Genomic DNA, 21,582 nt, shown 5'->3' with positions numbered 1-21,582 from the left:
TACCCGGGCGGGTCACAGCGCCGCGCACTGGCCCGACCTCGGGCCGCGCACCGAGTTCGGCACCTCGATGTTCGTCGGTGCCGGGCTGTTGACCGCGCAGCTCAGCGGGCCGTGCACCGAGTTGCCGGCGATCAGCGCCGAGCCGCTGCCGGTGTTGTTCACCGCCACCGAGACCGGGCCGGAGACGGTGTTGCCGATCAGCGAGATCGCCCCGGTGGTGCCGGCGACCGAGACCGGACCCCGGACGGTGCTGTCGCCGAGGAAGATCCCGGCGGCGCCGGCCGCGTTGACCGGACCGCTGATCGTCGTACCGGTGGCGACCAGGATGGCGCCGGGCGCGACGGTGACCGGACCGTTCACCGTCGCGTCTTCCAGGCAGGCGAAGCCGGAGACGGTGAGCGGCCCGTTGTGCCGGCCGGTACGGGTCGGGTAGACCCGGGTGCCGGCCACCCACTCCTCGGCGCCCTGCTCGTCCAGGAGCAGCGGGATCAGGCCCCGCTCCGGCTGGGCGAGCGGCACGTAGTACCCGTCGGTGCCCTTGACGACCTTCCAGCCGTGCGCGGCGATTCGCTGCGCCACGGTGGCGCCGACGGAGTCCGGGCCGTCGGTGCGTGCCCCGTTGTACTGCTCCTCGGTCAGCCGGTACGCGCACGGCGCGTCGTCGAGGATCATCTCCGGTACCGGAAGGTCGTCCCGCGGGCCGGCCTCGCCCGGGTGCGGTGCCGGGTGCAGCGGGATCGGCCGGGAGCCCCGGAAGACGAGCCGGCCGGTGTTGGCCGCCTGGAACTCGATCGCCTCGCCGCGCGCCTTGGTGATCGCCGGCAGGTTGGCCCGGTGGTAGTCGAGGAACTGGCTGAACGTCCAGAGCGCCGAGTACGTCTTGCGGCGCCGGTTGTTCGCCGAGTTTCCCTCGTCGGGTCGGGTCTGCCCGCCGGAGCTGCGCAGTTCCAGCAGCGAGTTGACGGTGTTCTTCAGCCCGAGCGTGTTGCGCAGGATGGTCTCCTCGCTCAGCCCGACGCCGCTGCCGCCCTGGCAGCCGTACGGGCAGGCCCACCAGCCGTCCCGGGCGCCCTGGACGTACATGTGACCCTCGATCATGTCCAGTGACCCGTCGAAGATCTGCTGCGCCACGTTCTGGTGCCGGGGCGGCAGCATCGGCAGGTCACCGGCTTGCGCGTTGCCGTACTCGTGCCCGTCGTAGCCGGCCACCGGCCGGTAGTCGCGGAGCATCTCCACGTACGCCGTGGTCTCCGGCTGGCGGATCAGCGAGTAGTCGCGGTTGAGGTCCTGCCCGGTGGAGTTGCCCCGGGTGTTGGCGGCCCGACCGTCGCCGTTGATCGTCGGCACGATCAGCACGGTGGTGTGGCTGAGCAGGTCGACCGTCCGGGCGTCGGTGCCGAAGGCGAGCTTGCGGGCGAGCACCAGGCAGGCTTCCCGGTCACCGGGTTCGTTGCCGTGCACGTTGCAGTTGATCGCCAGTGGTGAGGTCGCGGCGACCGCCGCCGGGGTGGCCGGCGGTGCGGGGTGGCCGATCACGAACATGTTGATCGGCCGGTCCTGCACGGTACGACCGATCTCCACCACCCGGACCCGGTCACTGAGCCGGTCGATCTCGGCCGTGTAGGCGTACTCGTCGACGTCGCTGGTGTACTGCGCGGCCTTCGTGGTCTCCCACTGGGTGCGCAGGTTCTGCCCGGGTACCGTCGGGTCGCCCCAGGGCGCCGGGGTGCTGCCGGTGACCGGTGCCGAGTACGGCTGTTCGGCGGTGTCGATCCGGGCCCGTACCCGCCACCGGAAGCGCTGGCCGGGGTCGAAGCCGGCGTCGGCGAAGGTGGGTGAGGTGTTGTCGACCTGGCGGTTGGGTCGCCAGACGCCGACCACGACGGCCGGGCCGGTGGCGGTGTCGGAGGCGTCGACCGGGGTGCGTTCGATCTGGTAGTCGGTGGCGTCGGGTACGGGGGTCCAGGCGAGTGTGGCGTACCCGTCGGCCTGGCTGACGCGCAGCCCGGTGACCTGGTTGGGCTCCGCCGCCAGGCTGCCCGGCACCGTCGCCGCCGGCTGGCCGAGCGCCACCGAGGGGGCGGTGCCGGCGCCGAGGGTGGCCGCGAGCAATGTGGACAGTACGACCGCCGTCGGTTTCGTTGTTCGCATGTGAACTCCGAGGGGGAGGAGTCGGGGGACAGCACTGCGGGTCATCATGATCCTGCGACGTGCGACGATGCAATGATCTTGAGGATGTCTTGAGCATCCCCAGCCCAGGTGTAAGGAAGGGCCCCTTCCTATCGCTTTTTGTATAGGAAGGGGCCCTTCCTTACACCTCAGCCGACCGGGGCGGGTTCGGCGATACAGGCGGTGCCGATCCGGCGGAAGCCGACCCGCAGGTAGACCCGGGCGATCTCCTCGCTGCCGGCGGAGAGGAAGACCAGGGTCGTACCCTCGTCGAGCAGCCGGCGGGCGAGCGCGGCGGTGACGGCGGCGCCCAGCCCCCGGCGGCGCGCGGCGGGCAGCGTGGCGATGCCGGCGATCTCGGCGACGTCCTCGACCCGCAGCGCCATGCCGCTGGCCACCGCGCCCTGGCCGGGCTGTTCGACGAGCGCGGAGAGCCGGCGGCCGGCGGCCGTCCGGGTGCGCTCCTCGTCAAGCGAGTCCAGCGGCAGCTCGACCAGGGCGGTGTCCCGGGCGGCCGGTCCGGCGGTGCCGACCTCGGTGCCGGGGGTGGCGAAGCCGACGGCGGCGACCGCGCGCCGGGCCGCCACGTCCTCGGCGAAGGTCGACGCGGCCGGGTCGAGGATCCGGACCGGCGTGCCGGCGAACCGCTCGGGTGGGGGCAGCTCGGCCGGGTCGAGGACCATCAGCGGTGCCTCCAGCACCGCCAACCCCGCCGACCGGGCCACCGCGAGCAGTTCCGGGTGGTTCTCGTGTACCCACTCGAACGCCTCGGGCAGCCCGAGATCACGTTGCCGCTGGCGGACGGCTGTCACGTCGGCGGCCGACGGCGGCTCCGTGGCGTCCAGCCTCGGTCGGGCGTAGAATGGCCATCCCGCGCCATCGCGGACGAACAGCACCAGCCCCCCGAAATCCTCCGTGTGTGCCCCGTCACGCGGCACCGCATCGTAAAAGCGTTCCAACCGGTCAAACGGCTCGTCTCGTACAGATGCCACCGGGGGAGCGTACACGTACGGGATCTGGGCCATGTGATCAATTCCGCTGCCCGTGATCGGTTCGCCCCTGGTGGACCCCGCCGGCCCCTAACGTAGACTCGAGAGACCCAGCAGGGCCGACGTCGTCCCGACCTAATGATTGAACGTGAGTGACGACAGGAGCCCCGGTGGCCTTTCCGTACCCCCAGGAACCGCACCTCTCCTCGTCGGCGGGTGCCGACTCCGCGTCGACCGGGCCGGGACACCTCCCCGGCCGGGTCCCCGAGCGCGCCGCCGCCGCGGCCGTCCGGACGCCGGAGCCGCAGGGGCTCTACGACCCGGCCGCGGAGCGGGACGCCTGCGGGGTGGCCTTCGTCGCGGACCTGCACGGCCGGCGCTCCCACGGCGTCGTCGCGAACGGCCTCGCCGCGCTGTGCCGGCTCGACCACCGGGGTGCCCGGGGCGCCGAGCAGAACACCGGCGACGGCGCCGGGATCATGCTCCAGGTGCCGGACGCCTTCCTCCGCGAGGTCGTCGACTTCCCGCTCCCGCCCGCCGGGCAGTACGCCACCGGCCTGGTCTTCCTGCCCACCGACCCGGCCGACGAGGCGCGCGCCCGGACGGTGCTGGAGAAGTACGCGCTGGTCGAGGGGGCCGAGATCCTCGGCTGGCGGGACGTACCCGTCCGTGCCGACGACCTCGGCGAGACCGCGCTGGCGGCCCGGCCGGTGATCCGGCAGCTCTTCCTGGCCGCGCACCGGCTGACCGACTCGCCGGCCGGCCGGGCCGGCACCCCGCTGACCGGCCTCGACCTGGACCGGGTGGCGTTCTGCGTCCGCAAGCAGGCCGAGCGGGAGACCGCCGAGCGGGGGGTGCCGGCCTACTTCCCGTCGCTCTCGGCCCGGACCATGGTCTACAAGGGGATGCTCACCCCGGACCAGCTGCCCGAGTTCTTCCCGGACCTGACCGACCCCCGGGTGAGCAGCGCGATCGCCCTGGTGCACTCGCGCTTCTCCACCAACACCTTCCCGTCCTGGCCGCTGGCCCACCCCTACCGGTTCATCGCGCACAACGGCGAGATCAACACGATCCGCGGCAACAAGAACTGGATGCAGGCCCGGGAGGCGCTGCTGGGCAGCCCGGAGATCCCGGGGAACATCAAGCGGCTCTTCCCGATCTGCACCCCGGCCGCCTCCGACTCGGCCAACTTCGACGAGGTGCTCGAACTGCTGCACCTGGCCGGGCGGAGCCTGCCGCACGCGGTGCTGATGATGATCCCGGAAGCCTGGGAGAACGACCCGGACATGGACCCGGGCCGGAAATCGTTCTACCGCTTCCACGCCAGCCTGATGGAGCCGTGGGACGGTCCCGCCTCGGTGGCCTTCACCGACGGAACGCTCGTCGGCGCGGTGCTGGACCGCAACGGGCTGCGGCCCGGCCGCTGGTGGCTCACCGCGGACGGCCTGGTGGTGCTCGGCAGCGAGGCCGGGGTGCTCGACCTCGACCCGGCGACGGTGGTCGCCAAGGGGCGGCTCCAGCCCGGCCGGATGTTCCTGGTCGACACCGCCGCCGGCCGGATCGTGCTGGACGACGAGATCAAGTCCGAGCTGGCCGCCGAGCAGCCGTACGACGACTGGCTGCACGCCGGCCTGATCGACCTGGCCGACCTGCCGCCGCGCCGGCACATCGTCTACGCCCACCACTCGGTGCGGCGCCGACAGCAGACCTTCGGCTACACCGAGGAGGAGCTGAAGATCCTGCTCGGCCCGATGGCCCGGACCGGTGCCGAGCCGGTCGGCTCGATGGGCACCGACACGCCGATCTCGCCGCTGTCGACCCGGCCCCGGCTGCTCTACGACTACTTCCACCAGCTCTTCGCCCAGGTCACCAACCCGCCGCTGGACGCCATCCGGGAGGAGCTGGTGACCAGCCTCCAGGCGACCATCGGGCCGGAGGGGAACCTGCTGGAGCCGACCGCGGCGAGCTGCCGGCAGGTCGTGCTCCCCTACCCGGTGATCGACAACGACGAGCTGGCCAAGATCCTCTCCATCGACGAGGACGGCGACCTGCCCGGCTTCAAGGCGGTCCGGGTCTCCGGGCTCTACCGGATCCGGGACGGCGCGACCGGGCTGAAGGCCCGGCTGACCGAGATCTGCCGGCACGTCTCCGAGGCGATCGAGGACGGGGTGCGCATCCTGGTCCTCTCCGACCGGGACTCCACCGCCGACCTGGCGCCGATCCCGTCGCTGCTGCTCACCGCCGCCGTGCACCAGCACCTGGTGCGGGAGCAGACCCGGACCCAGGTGGCGCTGATCGTGGAGTCCGGGGACTGCCGGGAGGTGCACCACACCGCCCTGCTGATCGGGTACGGCGCGGCGGCGGTCAACCCCTACCTGGCCTTCGAGTCGGTCGAGGACCTGATCAACACCGGTGCGCTGACCGGGGTGGAGCCGGCCAAGGCGATCCGGAACTACGTCAAGGCGCTCGGCAAGGGCGTACTCAAGATCATGTCGAAGATGGGCATCTCGACCGTCTCGTCGTACTGCGGTGCCCAGGTCTTCGAGGCGGTCGGCCTGGACAACCGGCTCGTACAGCGGTATTTCGCCGGCACGCCCGGCAAGATCGGCGGGATCGGGCTCACCGAGATCCACGCCGAGGTCGCCGCCCGGCACTCGCGGGCGTACGCCGAGAACACCGGCCAGCTCGCCCACCGCCCGCTGGAGGTCGGCGGCGAGTACCAGTGGCGTCGCGAGGGTGAACTGCACCTGTTCAACCCCGAGACGGTCTTTCTGCTCCAGCACGCCACCCGGAGCCGGCAGTACGACGTGTTCCGGGAGTACACCGCCAAGGTCGACGCGCTGGCCGAGCAGGCCGGCTCGCTGCGCGGACTGTTCCGGCTCCGCACCGGCGTACGCGAGCCGGTGCCGATCGACGAGGTCGAGCCGGCCAGCGAGATCGTCAAGCGGTTCGCCACCGGCGCCATGTCCTACGGCTCCATCTCGGCCGAGGCGCACGAAACCCTCGCGGTCGCGATGAACGCCCTCGGCGGCAAGTCCAACACCGGCGAGGGCGGCGAGGACGTCGAACGGCTCTACGACCCGACCCGGCGCTCCGCCGTCAAGCAGGTGGCCAGCGGTCGATTCGGCGTCACGAGTGAATATCTGGTCAACGCCGACGACATCCAGATCAAGATGGCCCAGGGCGCCAAGCCCGGCGAGGGCGGGCAGCTGCCCGGCAACAAGGTCTGGCCGTGGATCGCCCGCACCCGGCACGCCACCCCGGGCGTCGGACTGATCTCCCCGCCGCCGCACCACGACATCTACTCGATCGAGGACCTGGCCCAGCTCGTGCACGACCTGAAGAGCGTGAACCCGGCGGCCCGGGTGCACGTCAAGCTGGTCAGCGAGGTCGGGGTCGGCACCGTCGCGGCCGGTGTCGCCAAGCTCAAGGCCGACGTCATCCTGATCTCCGGGCACGACGGCGGCACCGGCGCCTCCCCGATGAACTCGCTCAAGCACGCCGGCACCCCGTGGGAGCTGGGCCTGGCCGAGGCGCAGCAGACGCTGCTGCTCAACAAGCTCCGCGACCGGGTCACCGTGCAGGTCGACGGCCAGCTCAAGACCGGCCGGGACATCGTCGTCGCGGCCCTGCTCGGCGCCGAGGAGTACGGCTTCGCCACCGCACCGCTGATCGTCGCCGGCTGCGTGATGATGCGGGTCTGCCACCTGGACACCTGCCCGGTCGGCATCGCCACCCAGAACCCGGTGCTCCGGGAGCGCTACACCGGCCGCCCCGAGTTCGTGGAGAACTTCTTCCTCTTCCTCGCCGAGGAGGTCCGGGGCTACCTGGCCGAGCTGGGCTTCCGCAGCCTGGAGGAGGCGATCGGCGCAAGTGAACTGCTCGACTTCGCGCCGGCACTGGACCACTGGAAGGCGCACGGGCTCGACCTGCGGCCGGTGCTGCACGTACCCGAGCTGCCGGCCGGTGCCGTCCGGCGTGGCGTACGGGCCCAGGACCACGGGCTCGACAGGTCGCTCGACAACGAACTGCTCGCCCTGGCCGAGCCGGCGCTGGCCAACGGCACCCCGATCCGGGCCCAGGTGGCGGTACGCAACGAGCACCGCAGCGTCGGCGCGATGCTCGGCGGCGCGGTCACCCGGCGGTTCGGCGGGGCCGGCCTGCCCGCCGACACCGTCGAGTTCGACCTCACCGGCACCGCCGGCCAGTCGTTCGGCGCCTTCCTGCCCAGCGGCGTGACGCTGCGGCTGGCCGGCGACGCCAACGACTACGTCGGCAAGGGACTCTCCGGCGGCCGGATCGTGGTCCGCCCCGACCCGAGCGCACCCTTCGCCGCCAGCCTCGACGCGCCGCCGGGCCCGAACGGCCGGGCCGAGGACCAGATCATCGCCGGCAACACCATCCTGTACGGCGCCACCGGCGGTGAACTGTTCCTGCGCGGCCGGGTCGGCGAGCGGTTCGCGGTCCGCAACTCCGGCGCCGTCGCCGTGGTCGAGGGGGTGGGCGACCACGGCTGCGAGTACATGACCGGCGGCACCGTGGTGGTGCTCGGCGGCACCGGCCGGAACTTCGCCGCCGGCATGTCCGGCGGTACGGCCTTCGTCTGGCAGCTCGACACCCGGCGGGTCAACCCCGAACTGGTCGACCTGGCCCCGCTGACCGACGACGAGCGGGTCACCCTCTACGACCTGGTGCAGCGGCACTTCGCCGAGACCGACTCGTCGGTGGCGGAGGGGCTGCTCAAGCGCTGGCCGGAGGCGGTGCGGGAGTTCACCGCCGTGGTGCCCCGGGACTACAAGCGGGTCATGGAGATCATGCGGGCGGCCCGGGCCGAGGGCCGGGACGTGGACGAGGCGGTGATGGGCGGACTGTCGAGCCCGGCCGTACCCGCCCAGCCGGCCGGCACCGGCACGCCGGCCGGTTCGTCGCCGGCCCCGCCCGCGTCCCCGGCCCGACCGGTCGCCCCCGGCTCGCGCCCGTCCCAGGAGGTGGCCCGTGCCTGACCCGAGTGGATTCCTCAAGCACGACCGGAAGCTGCCGGCCCGCCGTCCGGTGCCGGTGCGGATCTCCGACTGGCGCGAGGTGTACCCCTCCGCCGACGAGGGACTGATCCGCGACCAGGCAACCCGGTGCATGGACTGCGGCATCCCGTTCTGCCACGACGGCTGCCCGCTCGGCAACCGCATCCCGGACTGGAACGACCTGGTCCGGACCGGCAACTGGGCGGCCGCCATCGAGTCGCTGCACGCCACCAACAACTTCCCGGAGTTCACCGGGCGGCTCTGCCCGGCGCCCTGCGAGGCGGCCTGCGTACTCGGGATCGGCGGCGGGGCGCCGGTGACCATCAAGCAGGTCGAGGTCGAGATCGTCAACCGGGCCTTCGACCTGGACCTGGTCGCCCCGCAGCAGGTGCCGGCACCGTCCGGCCGCTCGGTCGCGGTGGTCGGCTCCGGCCCGGCCGGACTCGCCGCCGCCCAGCAGCTCGTCCGGGCCGGGCACGCGGTGACGGTCTACGAGCGGGACGACGCGATCGGCGGCCTGCTCCGCTACGGCATCCCGGACTTCAAGCTGGAGAAGGAGCACATCGACCGGCGGGTGGCCCAGCTCACCGCCGAGGGGGTGGTGTTCCGCACCGGCGTCGACGTCGGGGCCGACGTCACCGCCGAGCAGCTCCGGGCCGAACACGACGCTGTGCTGCTCGCCTGCGGTGCACTCGCCGGCCGGGACACCCCGGCGACGCCGGGCCGGGCGCTGCGCGGCGTACACCAGGCGATGCAGCACCTGGTGGCCGCCAACCGCGCGGTCGCCTCGGCGGCCGACGGTCAGTCCAGTGTGAACGGCCGGGAGCCGGCGACGCCGATCGACGCCGCAGGCAAGCACGTGGTGATCATCGGCGGTGGCGACACCGCCGCCGACTGCCTCGGCGTGGCGCACCGGCAGGGCGCGGCCGGCGTACACCAGCTCGACCTCTACCCGCAGCCGCCGCGCGAGCGGGACGAGGCCCGCGACCCGTGGCCGACCTGGCCGTGGATCCTCCGCGAGTACCCGGCGCACGAGGAGGGCGGCGAGCGGGTCTTCGCGGTCGCGGTCCAGGAGTTCGTCGACGACGGCACCGGCCAGGTACGCGCGGTCCGGATCGCCGAGGTAACCGTCGAGAAGCGGGACGGCCAGCGGTTCCTCACCACAGTGCCGGGCACCGAACGTGAGTTGCCGGCCGACCTGGTGCTGCTGGCGATCGGCTTCGAGGGCACCGAGGAGCAGCCGCTGCTCGACCAGCTCGGCGTGGCCCGCAACCGGCGCGGTGCGATCGACTCGGACTCCGAGTGGCAGGCCGCCGGTACGCCGGGGGTCTTCGTCGCCGGTGACATGCACCGGGGTGCCTCGCTGATCGTCTGGGCGATCGCCGAGGGCCGGGCCGCCGCCGCCGCGATCCACCGCTACCTGGGTGGCGCCGGCCAGCTTCCCGCCCCGGTGGCGCCGTCCGCGCAACCCCTGGCGGTGCCGAGCCGCTGACCGGCCGCCGCCGGCCGGGTCCGGTCAGCCGGCGGGGGCCGCTCAGCCGTCCGGCTCTGGTCCGGGCCGGCTCTGGTCAGCGGGCCGGGCCGAAGAGCAGGTCGAGGTGGTGGTCGACCACGGAGAGGGCCTCGGCGGGGGTGCGGTAGCCGACCAGAACCTGCGGGACGAGGCCGTCGATGACGGTTTGCAGGGTGGCGGCCAGTCCGGCCGGGTCCAGTCGACCGTCCAACTCGCCCACCTGCTGCGCCGCGCGCAGCTCGTCGCTGATCAGGGCATGCGTGCCGGCCCACGCGTCCGCGATCAGAGCGGCGAGTTCCGGCGCGGTGACGGCGCGGGTGACGAAGGCGTACCAGACTGCGGCCCCGGCCCGGCGTTCGGGTGTCGCCGGTACCGTCTGCTCGGCCACGGCCCGGATGGTGGCGCGTGGGGACGGCGGCTCCGGGCGGGCCGCGAGACTTCGCCGCAGCTCCTCGCCGGCCAGCTCGACGAGGCGCTGGCCGGCGTACCGGAGGACCTGGTCCTTGGTCTTGAAGTAGTGCTGCACCTGGCCGAGTGAGACGCCCGCTTCGGCGGCGACGTCGCGCAGGCTCACCGCCTCCAGACCGCGTAGCGCGACGATGGCCCAGACCGCCTGCGCGATGCGGCGACGACGCTGCTCGTGATCGACCTTCCTCGGCATGTGTCGATTCTCTGCGCAATACAGTTGACTTGCAAACCCCCGGCGCCGCTGCCATGCTTGGCCATACATTTGTATTGCTACTGGGGAGGTGCGCGATGCGAGGCTTCTTCCGCCGACATCGCCGGAAACTGCTTGTGGTGCTGGCCGTGCTGGCGCTCCTGGCGGCCACACCGCCGCTCGCGGCCAAGATCTACGCCTGGCGGGACGACCGGAAGGCCCGGATGACCACCGACGGGCCGTACCAGGCGACGCGGGAATCCCTGAACGCCCATCCCGTGCCCGACTGGTTCTCCGACGCGAAGTTCGGCATCTTCATCCACTGGGGACTGTTCTCGGTGCCGGGCTTCGCCCCGACCGGCAACTTCGCCGACGTGCTGCGCACCGACTACGACCGGGCGATGCTCGTGCATCCGTACGCGGAGGACTATCACAACGCGATGCGGGTCCCGGGGACTCCGACGGCAGATCATCACCGGGCCACCTACGGAGACCTGCCGTACGAGGACTTCAAAGCCGCCTTCGACGAGGGACTGAAGCGGTGGGACCCGCAGACCTGGGCCAGGACGTTCCGCGACTCCGGCGCCCGGTACGTCGTACTTGTCGCCAAGTACCACGACGGCTACCCGCTCTGGCCGACCGAGGTCACCAACCCGCACCGCCCCGGCTGGCACAGCGAGCGTGACATCGTCGGGGAACTCGCCGCCGCCGTACGCACCCACGGCATGCGCTTCGGGCTCTACTACTCCGGCGGCGTGGACTGGACCTTCCAACGCGACGTCGTACGCACCCTCGGCGACTACACCTACGCCGGCTACGGCGACGGCTACGCCGACTACGCGGACGCCCAGGTCCGGGAACTTGTCAGCAGATACCGGCCCGACCTGCTCTGGAACGACATCTCCTGGCCGACCGGGCAGCGACGGCTGTTCAGCCTCTTCGCCGACTACTACAACACCGTGCCGGACGGCGTGCTCAACGACCGCTGGCAGACCGACTCGCTGTGGCGCTGGCTGATGGGAACCCGACTCGGCCGGGCCGGCTTCGACCAGGTGATGAAGTGGGCGATCGCCGACGATCCCGAGTTCGTCGACAACGTCAAGCCGCCGGCCGTGCCGCACAGCGACTTCACCACCCCGGAATACACCAGCTACGACACCGTGCAGGCGAAGAAGTGGGAGATGACAAGAGGCATCGGCAACTCGTACGGCTTCAACCGCAACGAGACGGACGGCGACTACGCCTCCTTCACCGGCACCCTGCTGCCGGATTTCGTCGACGCGCTGGCCAAGAACGGAAACCTGCTGCTCAACGTCGGCCCGGCCGGCGGCGAGGGCACTATACCGCCGGAACAGCTCAGCCGGCTGGACGGCTTCGGCCGGTGGCTGGACCGCAACGGCGCGGCGGTCTACGACACCCGGCCCTGGACCCGGGCCGAGACCGACGGCGCACACTTCACCGCCGCCCCGGACGGAAGCGTCAACGTCATCCTCGACGAACCGGTCCGCACCGACCGGGTCCGGCTCACCGGAGTCCAACTCTCCGGGGCCGGCCGGCTGCTCGCCGACGGCAGCACCGTCACGCTCACCGCCGAGGGCGCGGACACGGTGCTCGGCTTCACCCGGCCGCCCGGTCCGGACGATCCCTTCCCAGCGGTCCAGGTCAGCCCCACCTGACCGGCCGAGGGGCGCTCAGCGGTCGACGAAGGTGAACATCCGGCCGCCCCGGTCCAGCGGTCGGGGCGTACCCGTGAACCGGTGCGTGCCCACCCCGAAGCCGGCCTCCGGCGGGGAGAGCCAGCCCGGTTCGAAGCCCTCGGCAGCGAACCACTCGCAGACCCGGGGCACCAGGTCCGGCTCCCGACGGTGCCGGGTCCAGACCACCGTGCCGCCGGTCGCGCAGAGCTGGGCGCAGTACCCGACCGTGCGCCGGACGTCCTCGTCGGTGACGTTGCCGAAGACGCCGCAGACCAGCACGAGATCGGCCGGCACCAGCCCGGCGTACCGGTCGACGACGGCGGCGTCCCCGACCACCACCTCGACGCCGTCCAGGCCCGCCGCTCGGGCCGCGTCGGCGGCGGCCCGGGCGTTGCGCGGGTCCAGTTCGACAAGTCGCGCGGTCACGTCCGCCCGCCGGGGATGCGCGGCCAGCACGTCCAGCAGGTCCCGGCCCTGCCCCGCGCAGACGCTCACCACCCGGACCGGGCCGGGGGCGGCGGCGTCGAGAAACTCCCGGATCCGCGCCTGGACTGTCGCCAGCCGCCGACTCAGCGGCGAGGTCGGGTCGGTGTAGTCGTCGTGCCAGCGGTGCCAGTCGCGCTCGTTCGTCCCCTCAACAGCCATGCCGGCAGGGTAACGACCTGACGGCCCGGAAGGGTATGTGGCGATGTCGACCACCGGTAGCCGCCCGCCGAGGGACGGTCCGGTGTGGAGGCTGTCGAGCTGCCCCGTTCGTGCGCCCAGCTCGACAGTCTGCGCATCAGACACCGCCCCCCGGCCCCGAGAGGGCCAGGGCGCGCCGATCCGACGCCCCGACCATTCCACCGGCACAGGTCGTCGCCGCCGCCGCGTGGCACAGCACCGTTCAGGCGGCGAGGACCGTTCAGGCGGCGAGGACTGCCTGGACCTCGTGGCGGCGGCCGTCGGCCAGCTCGGTCAGCAGCGCGGGCGCCTGCTCGAACGGGACCACCGCCGAGACGAGGTGCTTGCGTACCAGGTCGCCGTACTCGCGGAGCAGGACGATCGTCTCCGCCGACAGGCGGTCGCGGTCCCAGGTGGGGGCCAGCCCGCGCGGCACCCGGCCGATCTGCGCGCAGCGCAGCGACAGCCCGTTGTGGTGGAACTCCTCACCGAGCCGCACCAGGTCGGCGCCGCCCTGGTAGAAGGCGAGGTCGACGACGGTGCCCTGCGGGCGGAGCAGCCGCAGCGCCAGATGCAGCGCCGACGCCTGCCCACGACACTGGAAGACGACGTCGGCACCCCGGTCGTCGGCCGTGTGCCGCCAGCGCGTCTTCAACACCACGGCCGGATCGTCCGCGGTCGGGTCGAGCGTCTCCAGGCCGAGCGCCTCGGCCACCGCCCGCCGCTGCGGCGTCGGATCGAGTACGACCACCGAGGCGGCACCGGCCCGCCGGGCGAAGAGGGCGGTCAGCAGCGCCACCACACCCGCCCCGGTCACCGCCACCCGGCGCCCCCGTACCCCGTCGCCGAGGTCCCGCACGCCGTTGCCGTACAGGTCGGCGGCGGCGTGCAGCAGACCGTTGGCGCAGATCGGCCCCATGTGCGCCGCGTAGATCCCGAGCAGCGGATCCAGCTCCTCCGGCACCGGCACCACCCGGTCGCGCAGCGGGTCGCCCCGGTACGCCGAACGGTGCCCGTACGTCATCGCCACGAGTCCGCCCTCGGGGACCGCCGGGGTGCGGCTCCGGACCACCCGGCCGACCTCCATGTAACCGAGCCGGGTCACCGGGTACGGCGTACCCGGTGCGCCCTCGACGAAGAGCCCGAGCGTGCCGTCCCAGCCGGCCGAGAGGTACGGGTTGGTGCCCTTGACGTAGCTCAGCTCGGTGCCGGCGGAGATCCCGCTGAACAGTGTCTCGACCCGGAACGTGCCGTCGGTCAGCGGCTCCGGCTCCTCCTCCCGGAACGCCACCTCGTGCGGGCCGGTGACCACCAGGTTGCGCTCCCGCTCAGCCACGCGCCGGCTCCGGCTCCGACTCCTGGCTCGGTTCCGGCGCCGGCGCTGGTTCCGGCTCCGGCGACGGCACCCGGACCGGCTGGCCGGTCGCGGCGGACTCGGCGACCGCCAGCGCCAGCAGGTGGGTCCGGAGCGCCTCCGGATAGGGCCCCCGGACGTCGTCGCCGATGCCCCGGACCGCGTCGACGAAGGCGCGGTCCACCGCCGTCCGGCCCTGCTCCAGGTCGCCGGGGATCCGGTGTTCGCCGTCGGTGTCCCGGACCAGCAGGCCGTCCTCGCCGACCGACAGGGCCAGGCCGTCGGCGTACACCTCCAGACCGGCCCGGTGCTTCCAGCCCAGCGTGCAGGTGGTGGTGAGCGTGCCCACCGCGCCGGTCGCGAACCGCAGCGTGGCGGCGGTCGCGCCGTCCACGTCCGCGCCGGCCACCTCCGGCGGCGTGCCGTTGCCGACCGCCCAGACCTCGGACACCTCACCGACGAGATGACGGGCCAGGTCGAGGACGTGGCTGGCCTGCTCCACGACCGGGCCGCCGGACCGGTCCCGCCGCGGCCACCAGCCGACCGGCGGCACCTTGTCCAGCCAGGCACCGGCGACCAGCCGGACCGGCCGGTCGGCGAGCAGGTGCCGGGCCTGTTCGACCGCCGCGAGGTAGCGCCAGAAGTGCCCGACCGCGGTCACGACGCCCCGCTGCCCGGCGAGCCGGTTGATCCGGGACGCGGTCTCCCGGTCGAGCGCGAGCGGCTTCTCCACGAAGAGGGCCAGCCCGGCGTCGAGTACCGCCTCCTCGGCGGCGCCGTGCGCGAACGGCGGCACGCAGACGTAGACCGCGTCCAGGTCCGCCGAGAGCAGCGCCGCGACGTCGGGAAAGACCCGAGCCCCGGTCGAGTCGGCCAGCCGGGTCGCCGCCTCCGGCAGCACGTCGGTGACCCCGACGAGCTGCACGTCGTCGAAGCCCGACAGCACCCGTGCGTGCCGCTGCGCGACACCGCCCGCACCGACCAACCCCATCCGGCAGATCCGCATCGTCCGGTCCCTCCCTCGATTCGAACCTACGCCTTCTCCGGCCGGCGCCGGCCGGAAACATCGCAGGGCAGGAACGCTGCTGCACAGCCCTGCGAACGACGCCCGAAACGAACCGTTCACCGCGACGGTGCACGTAGGCCGCCAATTGGAGATCAAGCTGTTAGCCGGCCTCGGGTTTGCCCGGACCGCCGGAGGAAAAGGTTCGGCCGGCGCTGCGGATCACGAAATTGGGGGGTGCCCGTGCGACGGCAAACAGAACCGACCGTTCCACCGGTCGTAGAAGCCTGGACTACGTACCGTACCGGAGACTCGGCCGGCTGGACGCCGCGCCGGCTGCTGAAGGTCAAGGGGGAGCAGCGGGTCAGCGTGGTGTTGCCGGCCCGCAACGAGGAGGCCACGGTCGGTGCGATCGTCGGCACGCTGCGTCGGCACCTGATGGAGAAGGCCCCGGTGATCGACGAGCTGATCGTCGTCGACTCCCGCTCCACCGACGCGACCGCGGCGCTGGCCACCGCCGCCGGGGCCCGGGTGGTGAGCCAGGACGAGATGACCCGCGGGCTGCCCCGGCTGGACGGCAAGGGCGACGCGCTCTGGTCCGGCCTGGCCGCCGCCACCGGCGACGTCGTCGCGTTCGTCGACGCCGACCTGCGCCGCTTCTCGCCCCGGTTCGTCACCGGGCTGGTCGGGCCGCTGCTCGCCGACCCGACCGTCGCGTTCGTCAAGGGCTTCTACCACCGGCCGCTGGTCGGGCCCGGGGGCGTCGAACCGGACGGCGGCGGGCGGGTGACCGAGCTGATGGCCCGGCCGCTGATCAGCATGTTCTGGCCGGAACTGGCCGGCTTCGTCCAGCCGCTCGCCGGGGAGTACGCCGGCCGCCGCGAGATCCTCGAACAGATCCCGTTCGTCTCCGGGTACGGCGTCGAGATCGCCATGCTCGTCGACCTACTGGACCTGGTCGGGCTGGACGCGCTGGCCCAGGTCGACCTCGGCGAGCGGTTCCACCGGCACCAGGACACCGAGGCGCTGGGCCGGATGTCGGCGCAGATCCTCTACACCGTCTGGTCCCGGCTGCACCGGCGCGGGCTGGTCGCCGAACCGGTGCCGCCGGCCGCCGCGCTCACCCAGTTCCGCCGGGGTGGCGACGACGCACTGCCGAACCTGGACCGGGAGATCGTCGTCACCGACGTGTCGGTCGCCGAACGGCCACCGCTGGCCAGCCTCTCCCCGCGTACCAGGATGGCCCGGAACCGGGCCCGTCGGCTGGCGCTGGCCGGTGCCGTCCCGAGCGGGGCGGTGGCCGCCGGATGAGCCTCACCGTGCTGGTGAACGCCGGCCCCTGGCTGCCGGTGCCGCCGAACGGGTACGGCGGGATCGAGAACGTGATCGCCACCCTCGTACCCGAGCTGCGCCGGCTCGGCGTACGGGTGGTGCTGGCCACCGTCGGCAGCAGTGAACTGCCGGTCGACGAGCGGCTGGCGGTCTTCGCCGACGGACAGTTCGGCAGCCTGCAACGGCCGTACAACCAGGCGTGCGGGGTGGTGCAGAGCCACCTGCACGCGGTGGTACGCACGCTGCGGCAGCGCGACGACATCGACCTGGTGCACGACCACGTCGAGGCGGCCGGCCTGGCCACCCTGGCCGCGCTCGGCCGGGACGCCCCGCCGGTGCTGCACACCCTGCACTGGGACCTGGCCAAGCATCCCGAGTTGTACGGCAGCTTCGACGGCGCCGACCGGGTCCGCGTGAACGGCGTCTCCGCCTCGCAGCTGGCCCGCGCTCCGGAGGCGCTGCGCGCACACTCGGTCGGGCACGTGCACCTGGCCACCCCGCTGGCCGTCGGCGTGGACCGGTGCCGCCCCGCCGACAAGGGCCGGCACGTCGTGGTGCTCGGCCGGATCAACCCGGGCAAGGGGCAGGATCTCGCCGCCCGGCTGGCGCACCGGGCCGGTTTCGACCTGGTCCTCGCCGGTCCGGTCGGCCCGTACCGGCAGCCGGCCGACCTGGCCGCCGCCGAGCACGATCCGGTGGCGGCGGCCAACCCGGACGTCCAGTTCTGGCGGGAGCGGGTCGCCCCGCACGTCGACGGGGTACGGGTGCGCTGGATCGGCACCGTCGCCGGCCGGGAACGCGACGACCTGGTCGCCACCGCCCGCGCCTCGCTCTTCCCGCTGCGCTGGGCCGAGCCCGGCGGTACGGCGGTGGTCGAGTCACTCGCCCTCGGCACCCCGGTCGTCGGGCTGGCCAAGGGCTGCCTGCCGGAGCTGGTCCAGCATGGTGGGACGGGTCTGCTCACCGACGACGAGGAGGAACTGGCCGGGCTCGTCCTGGACGCGGACCGGATCGACCCGCGCCGCTGCCAGACCGAGGCCGCCCGGCGGTTCACCCCGGAGGTGATGGCCCGGTCCTATCTGGCCCTCTACGACCGGGTCCGGGCACTGTCCGAGGTGGCCGTGCCGGCCTGACCGGTATGGCCGTGCCGGCCTGACCGGTGTGCCGTGAAGTGCGATTGTCCTGTCGACATTTTTTCGTGACCGGCAGCCGATCGGACGGAAAGCGGTCGCGGCGTTTGCCCCGCCAGCCCGGTTCTGCAATATTCTCTGCGACGACGTAGGGGCACGTATCAATTGCCTGCGGCAGAGGCAGGGGACACCGCCGTGGACGAGGGACAATATCAAGATCGGTTGACGCCGCCGAAGCAGCTCCTGGACGACCTCCTGTCGATCAATCGCAACCTTCCGCCCGAGGAGGTTGTCCGGGATTTGCTCGGCGTGCCCCTCGATCCGGAGAATATCTGGGAGTTGATGGCCAGAGCGGCCGTCGAGCACGATGCGTTCGAGGGTGCGTTCCGGCGGAGCCGGCAGGACGCGATCGAAACACTCCGGAGTATCTATTCCGGACTCCCTGGCCGGTCCGAGGAGAGCGTCGGGCTGATCGGTCTGCTGCTGAGTGCCCTGATCATCGCGCACGAATTCGATCGGCGCCGGGGCGGCGGTCCGGAAGCGGCGGTCGACGGCACCGCGGCAGCGGTCGAGGCCGAGGTCGCCGCATTGTTCGAGGACGCCCGGATACTCCGCGCGCTGGCGATCGTCTACGGTCTCGCGAACCGCGGCCACCGGGCCGGCGTACCCGACCCGGCCGAGGTGTGGGCAGAGATCGATTTCTCGCGGATGCGGCTGCTCCGGTTCGGCACCACCTCGTTCATCCTGCGGGGCCCGTGGAAGGACCGGCAGGGGCGCCGGGCCAGGATCGCGCTCAAGTGCGTGCTGCCGCCGTACACCCAGATCGCGGCGATCGCCGCCGCCACCGAGACGTACGTCGAGCGCTACGGATTCCGGGGCTCGGCTGACGACGCCGGGGACGAGGCGCCGGCCTCCGGGCCGGGGCCTTCCGCGCACCTGCCGGAGATCTACGCCAGCACCCGGGCCTGGGTGGCGATGGAGCTGGTCGAGGGCCGCACCCTGGAGGAGGAGATGACGGCCCGCCTCGGCCGCACCGTGCCGCAGGCGCGGTTCAACCCGCGGACCGGGAAGCGCAGACCCGCGGTGCTGCGCCTCGACGCCCTCTGCGACCTCGCGCCGCCACTGTTCCGGGCGCTCGCCGAGATCCAGAAACTGGGCCTCACCCACCAGGACCTGACCCCGTCGAACATCATCATCACCAGGGACCAGGGCTACGGCAGCGGGCTCAAGGCCGTGCTCATCGACCTCGGCCGCAACCATCTCTACAGTCGGACGATCGGCGCGCTGGAGGGCCGGGAAGCGGGTTACGTCGCCCCGGAGATGAAGCAGCGCACCGCGGTTGTCGATCCCGCTCGGGCCGACCTCTACTCGCTGGGTCGGCTGCTGATCGCCATCGGTGGAGCGGACGCGACGCACGGGTCGGCGGTGCCGGACGCCTTCTACGTCCGCACGCCGCTGCTGGCGAGGTTCGTCGAGGACCTCGTCGAGCGGGACCCCGCCCGGCGACTGCTGCTCTACGGCGACACCACCTGGACGTACGCCGAACTCGGCACCGCGTTCGCGATGGAACTCCAGGCGGTGACGGTCGCGGACCGGGCGGGGCTGCTCGGCGAGGAGCGGGTCACCCTGCGGGGGCTCTTCGACCTGGCGTCGCCGACCGCCCGGACGACCGCGCGGCAGCGGCGGATCCGCCGGGTACGGATGCAGCAGCGGCAGCTGCTCCGGCAGTGGTGCGAGGCGGAGGCGGCGGCCCGGCCGGACGGCACCGGCGAAACCGGCGCCGCGGACCCGTCGCTCGGCACCGGCGAAACCCGCGCCGGGGACCCGCCGGTCAGCACCGATCCGTCCGATCCCGGGTTCATCCGGGTCGGGCGGCTTCCGGCGTCGGCGCTCCGGCGACTGTCGCGGCGGGCGGGCCGGAACAACCGCCGGGCCGCGATGCTGCTCTACTGGTCGGCGCTGTGCGGGGCCTGCTGGGCGCTCGTCTTCCTGGTGCTGTTGGTGCAGGTCAGCCGCGACTTCGGGGTCGATCCCACTCCGGGGGTCGTCGAGCTGGCCCGGCGCGGCACCGAACTCCTCGGCTGGACCGCCGGCACCGAACTGTTGGCGGGTGGCCAGCGGTGGCTACTGGACACCCTCGGCCCGCCCGGGGTGCGCAACCTGGACGCCCGGATCGTCGCCGGAACGTTCGCCCTGGTGAACGTGCGGCACTACCAGAACATCTTCGCCGGACTCAGCGCGGCGTACGGCAGCAGCCGGCTTCCGCCGCTTCGTCGGCTGCACGCCTGGGCCGCCGAGTTCTGGATCAGGCTCTTCGCCTTCTGGTGGATCCTGGTGGTGCTGCCGCCGAACCTCGGGCACCCGCTGTGGTGGCCGATCTGCACGGCGATCGGGCTCACCATGCAACTGGGGCTCAACGCGACCGTGTCGTCGTTCGCGAACCGGACGGTGCGGGACGCCCGGGAGAGCGGCTCCTCGTCCGTCGTCCCGCCCGACTTCCGGGACATCACGGGGCTCAAGATGTTCAGCAGGTGGACCCCGTCGATGTTCGTCTTCCTGCTGATGGTCTGGCCGCTGGCCTACTTCATCTTCCAGGGCGACCTCGACGGCCGGCCGTACGCGCTGATGCTCGGGGTGTCCAACATCGGGATCTTTTACGTCGTGAAGTGCGGCATCGATGCCCCGGCGATCCGCAGCGGTCTGGCCAGGGCCTTCCTCGCCTCCGAGCGGGCGGCGGCGGGCACTGCTGGGAATGTCACTGGGACAGCCCGCTCGACGGGCCCAGCGGCACCACGTGCTCGACAGCCGTCAGCCTGGGGATGATCCGCAGCGTGTTGTCCCGGATCCGGTCCGGCGAGACGCCGTTCAGGGCGCAGTACATCACGCCGTAGGCGGTGCGGGCACCGGCGAGCAGCTTCGCGAGGTCGAGTTCGTGCCGCTGCACCTGCCGCATCCAGGGCAGCGGCGCGAGGTCCAGGATGGCCGGGTCGTCCTCCGGGTGGGTCATCTGGTGCTGTAGGTCCCGGCGGTCCTGCCAGCCCTCCCGTACGGCGCGCAGATATCCGTCGCCCAGCCCGGACCGCAGCCGGTTGATCCGAGACGCGGCGAACCGTTGGGTGATCGAGTGCCGCCGCTGCGGCAGGCTCATCGGTCGGGTGCTCAGCGAGAGGACGTGCGTGCAGCCGTCCCGGACCGCCAGCCGGAACGGGAAGGCGGTCAGCACACCGCCGTCGACCGCGCGCTGCCCGCGCCAGATCGCGGTGCCGGGCACCGCCACCGGAAGCCAGGCACTGGCCCGCAGCGCCGCCTTCAGGTCGGCACGGCTCTCGAAGTCGCTGACGTCGAGGGTGCGCAGTTCGTCGACGAGAGTCACCGAGACGTGGAAACGGATCGGTGCGGCGAGGACCGCGGAGAAGTCCAGCGGTTTGATCACCTCGACGACGTTCTCGAACGCGTACTCCATGTCGAGGATCGGTCGACCGGTGAAGACCCGGCGGAAATCGACGAACTTGCGACAGGCGAGGTCGTCGTAGTAGATGGAGAGCGGATACCACGTATTGGTCGCCAAAAAATAGGCGGAGTTGATGGCTCCAGACGACGCCGCGTAGACGTCGTCGAAAGCGTAGTGGAAGCCGAGATCCTCGATGGCGGTGAGCATCGCGGCGGAGACGATGCCGCGCATACCGCCGCCCTCGACGGCGAGCCCGATCTTCCACGGGTCTTTCCGGTCACCGGGTCTGGAGTCGGTGGCGCGGCGCTGGCGGAGCGCCTCCAGCACGGGATGATTTTCGACCCAACGCCCGGCAGGAGCCTGGTCGATCATCTGCCCGGTCGCCAATTCGTGCTCCAGGAAACTCGGAGGAGGCATTGACGTAGTCACGGTTCCACAGTCATCTTGACCCGTCAATGGACGTTCGGCAGCGTCCGCCTGTCCGTGCGGACCAGAACAGATCATGATCCCTTTCGGATCTCCATCCGGCTGCCCGGCGCCGGGGCTGTCCCGTCGGGCCGCCGGTCAGCCCCGCCTGGTACGTTCCCGCGCCCGCTTCGGTT

General features: G+C 72.3%; 13 protein-coding genes. 6 read left to right on the top strand and 7 right to left on the bottom strand.

All coding sequences use genetic code 11. The features are described from left to right. Positions 1-12: 12 nt before the first annotated feature. Positions 13-2,151, bottom strand: a complete 2,139-nt coding sequence (locus O7626_RS22690; RefSeq protein WP_278063128.1) for a M14 family zinc carboxypeptidase — start codon at positions 2,149-2,151, stop codon at positions 13-15. Positions 2,152-2,318: 167 nt separating this feature from the next. Beyond that, positions 2,319-3,194, bottom strand: coding sequence for a GNAT family N-acetyltransferase (locus tag O7626_RS22685; RefSeq protein ID WP_278063127.1), 876 nt, complete (start codon positions 3,192-3,194; stop codon positions 2,319-2,321). A 134-nt stretch (positions 3,195-3,328) separates the two neighbouring features. On the opposite strand from O7626_RS22685, the gene gltB reads away from it, so the two are divergent. Continuing rightward, the gene (gene gltB / locus O7626_RS22680) at positions 3,329-8,161 is read left to right on the top strand and encodes a glutamate synthase large subunit (RefSeq protein ID WP_278063126.1); all 4,833 of its coding nucleotides are present in this window, start codon (positions 3,329-3,331) and stop codon (positions 8,159-8,161) included. Next, positions 8,154-9,671, top strand: a complete 1,518-nt coding sequence (locus tag O7626_RS22675) for a glutamate synthase subunit beta (protein ID WP_278063125.1) — start codon at positions 8,154-8,156, stop codon at positions 9,669-9,671. The genes gltB and O7626_RS22675 overlap by 8 nt, the downstream gene beginning before the upstream one ends. A gap of 76 nt (positions 9,672-9,747) precedes the next feature. On the opposite strand, the gene O7626_RS22670 is transcribed toward O7626_RS22675, so the two are convergent. Further along, positions 9,748-10,353 (bottom strand): TetR/AcrR family transcriptional regulator, encoded by a 606-nt coding sequence (locus tag O7626_RS22670; protein WP_278063124.1) that lies wholly within the window; start codon positions 10,351-10,353, stop codon positions 9,748-9,750. 95 nt (positions 10,354-10,448) lie between these two features. Here O7626_RS22670 and O7626_RS22665 point away from each other — a divergent pair, with 95 nt between their 5' ends. Further along, on the top strand, positions 10,449-12,026 hold the full coding sequence (locus tag O7626_RS22665) for an alpha-L-fucosidase (RefSeq protein ID WP_278063123.1): 1,578 nt from the start codon (positions 10,449-10,451) through the stop codon (positions 12,024-12,026). Between the two features lie 15 nt (positions 12,027-12,041). Here O7626_RS22665 and O7626_RS22660 read toward each other — a convergent pair whose 3' ends face one another. From O7626_RS22660 to O7626_RS22650, 3 genes are all read right to left on the bottom strand, one after another. Beyond that, the gene (locus O7626_RS22660; protein ID WP_278063122.1) at positions 12,042-12,692 is read right to left on the bottom strand and encodes a class I SAM-dependent methyltransferase family protein; all 651 of its coding nucleotides are present in this window, start codon (positions 12,690-12,692) and stop codon (positions 12,042-12,044) included. Positions 12,693-12,951: 259 nt separating this feature from the next. Continuing rightward, the gene (locus O7626_RS22655; RefSeq protein WP_278063121.1) at positions 12,952-14,046 is read right to left on the bottom strand and encodes a zinc-binding alcohol dehydrogenase; all 1,095 of its coding nucleotides are present in this window, start codon (positions 14,044-14,046) and stop codon (positions 12,952-12,954) included. Then, complete coding sequence (locus O7626_RS22650; protein WP_278063120.1) at positions 14,039-15,070, bottom strand: Gfo/Idh/MocA family oxidoreductase; 1,032 nt, start codon at positions 15,068-15,070, stop codon at positions 14,039-14,041. The genes O7626_RS22655 and O7626_RS22650 overlap by 8 nt, the downstream gene beginning before the upstream one ends. Before the next feature lie 336 nt (positions 15,071-15,406). On the opposite strand from O7626_RS22650, the gene O7626_RS22645 reads away from it, so the two are divergent. The 3 genes from O7626_RS22645 to O7626_RS22635 all read left to right on the top strand — a co-directional run bounded on the left by O7626_RS22645 (position 15,407) and on the right by O7626_RS22635 (position 20,352). Then, positions 15,407-16,378, top strand: coding sequence for a glucosyl-3-phosphoglycerate synthase (locus O7626_RS22645; RefSeq protein WP_278066266.1), 972 nt, complete (start codon positions 15,407-15,409; stop codon positions 16,376-16,378). Continuing rightward, the gene (locus O7626_RS22640) at positions 16,375-17,532 is read left to right on the top strand and encodes a glycosyltransferase (RefSeq protein ID WP_278063119.1); all 1,158 of its coding nucleotides are present in this window, start codon (positions 16,375-16,377) and stop codon (positions 17,530-17,532) included. The genes O7626_RS22645 and O7626_RS22640 overlap by 4 nt, the downstream gene beginning before the upstream one ends. Before the next feature lie 219 nt (positions 17,533-17,751). Beyond that, the gene (locus tag O7626_RS22635; RefSeq protein ID WP_278063118.1) at positions 17,752-20,352 is read left to right on the top strand and encodes a hypothetical protein; all 2,601 of its coding nucleotides are present in this window, start codon (positions 17,752-17,754) and stop codon (positions 20,350-20,352) included. On the opposite strand, the gene O7626_RS22630 is transcribed toward O7626_RS22635, so the two are convergent. Then, positions 20,285-21,307: a patatin-like phospholipase family protein gene (locus O7626_RS22630; protein WP_278063117.1), complete on the bottom strand. Its 1,023-nt coding sequence runs from the start codon at positions 21,305-21,307 to the stop codon at positions 20,285-20,287. The genes O7626_RS22635 and O7626_RS22630 overlap by 68 nt on opposite strands. Between the last annotated feature and the right edge of the window lie 275 nt (positions 21,308-21,582).

The sequence above is a fragment of the Micromonospora sp. WMMD1102 genome (genome assembly GCF_029626265.1).
GTDB lineage: Bacteria > Actinomycetota > Actinomycetes > Mycobacteriales > Micromonosporaceae > Plantactinospora.
The sequence above is the reverse complement of the archived record's forward strand: the minus strand, read 5'-3'. Positions and strand labels throughout refer to the sequence as shown.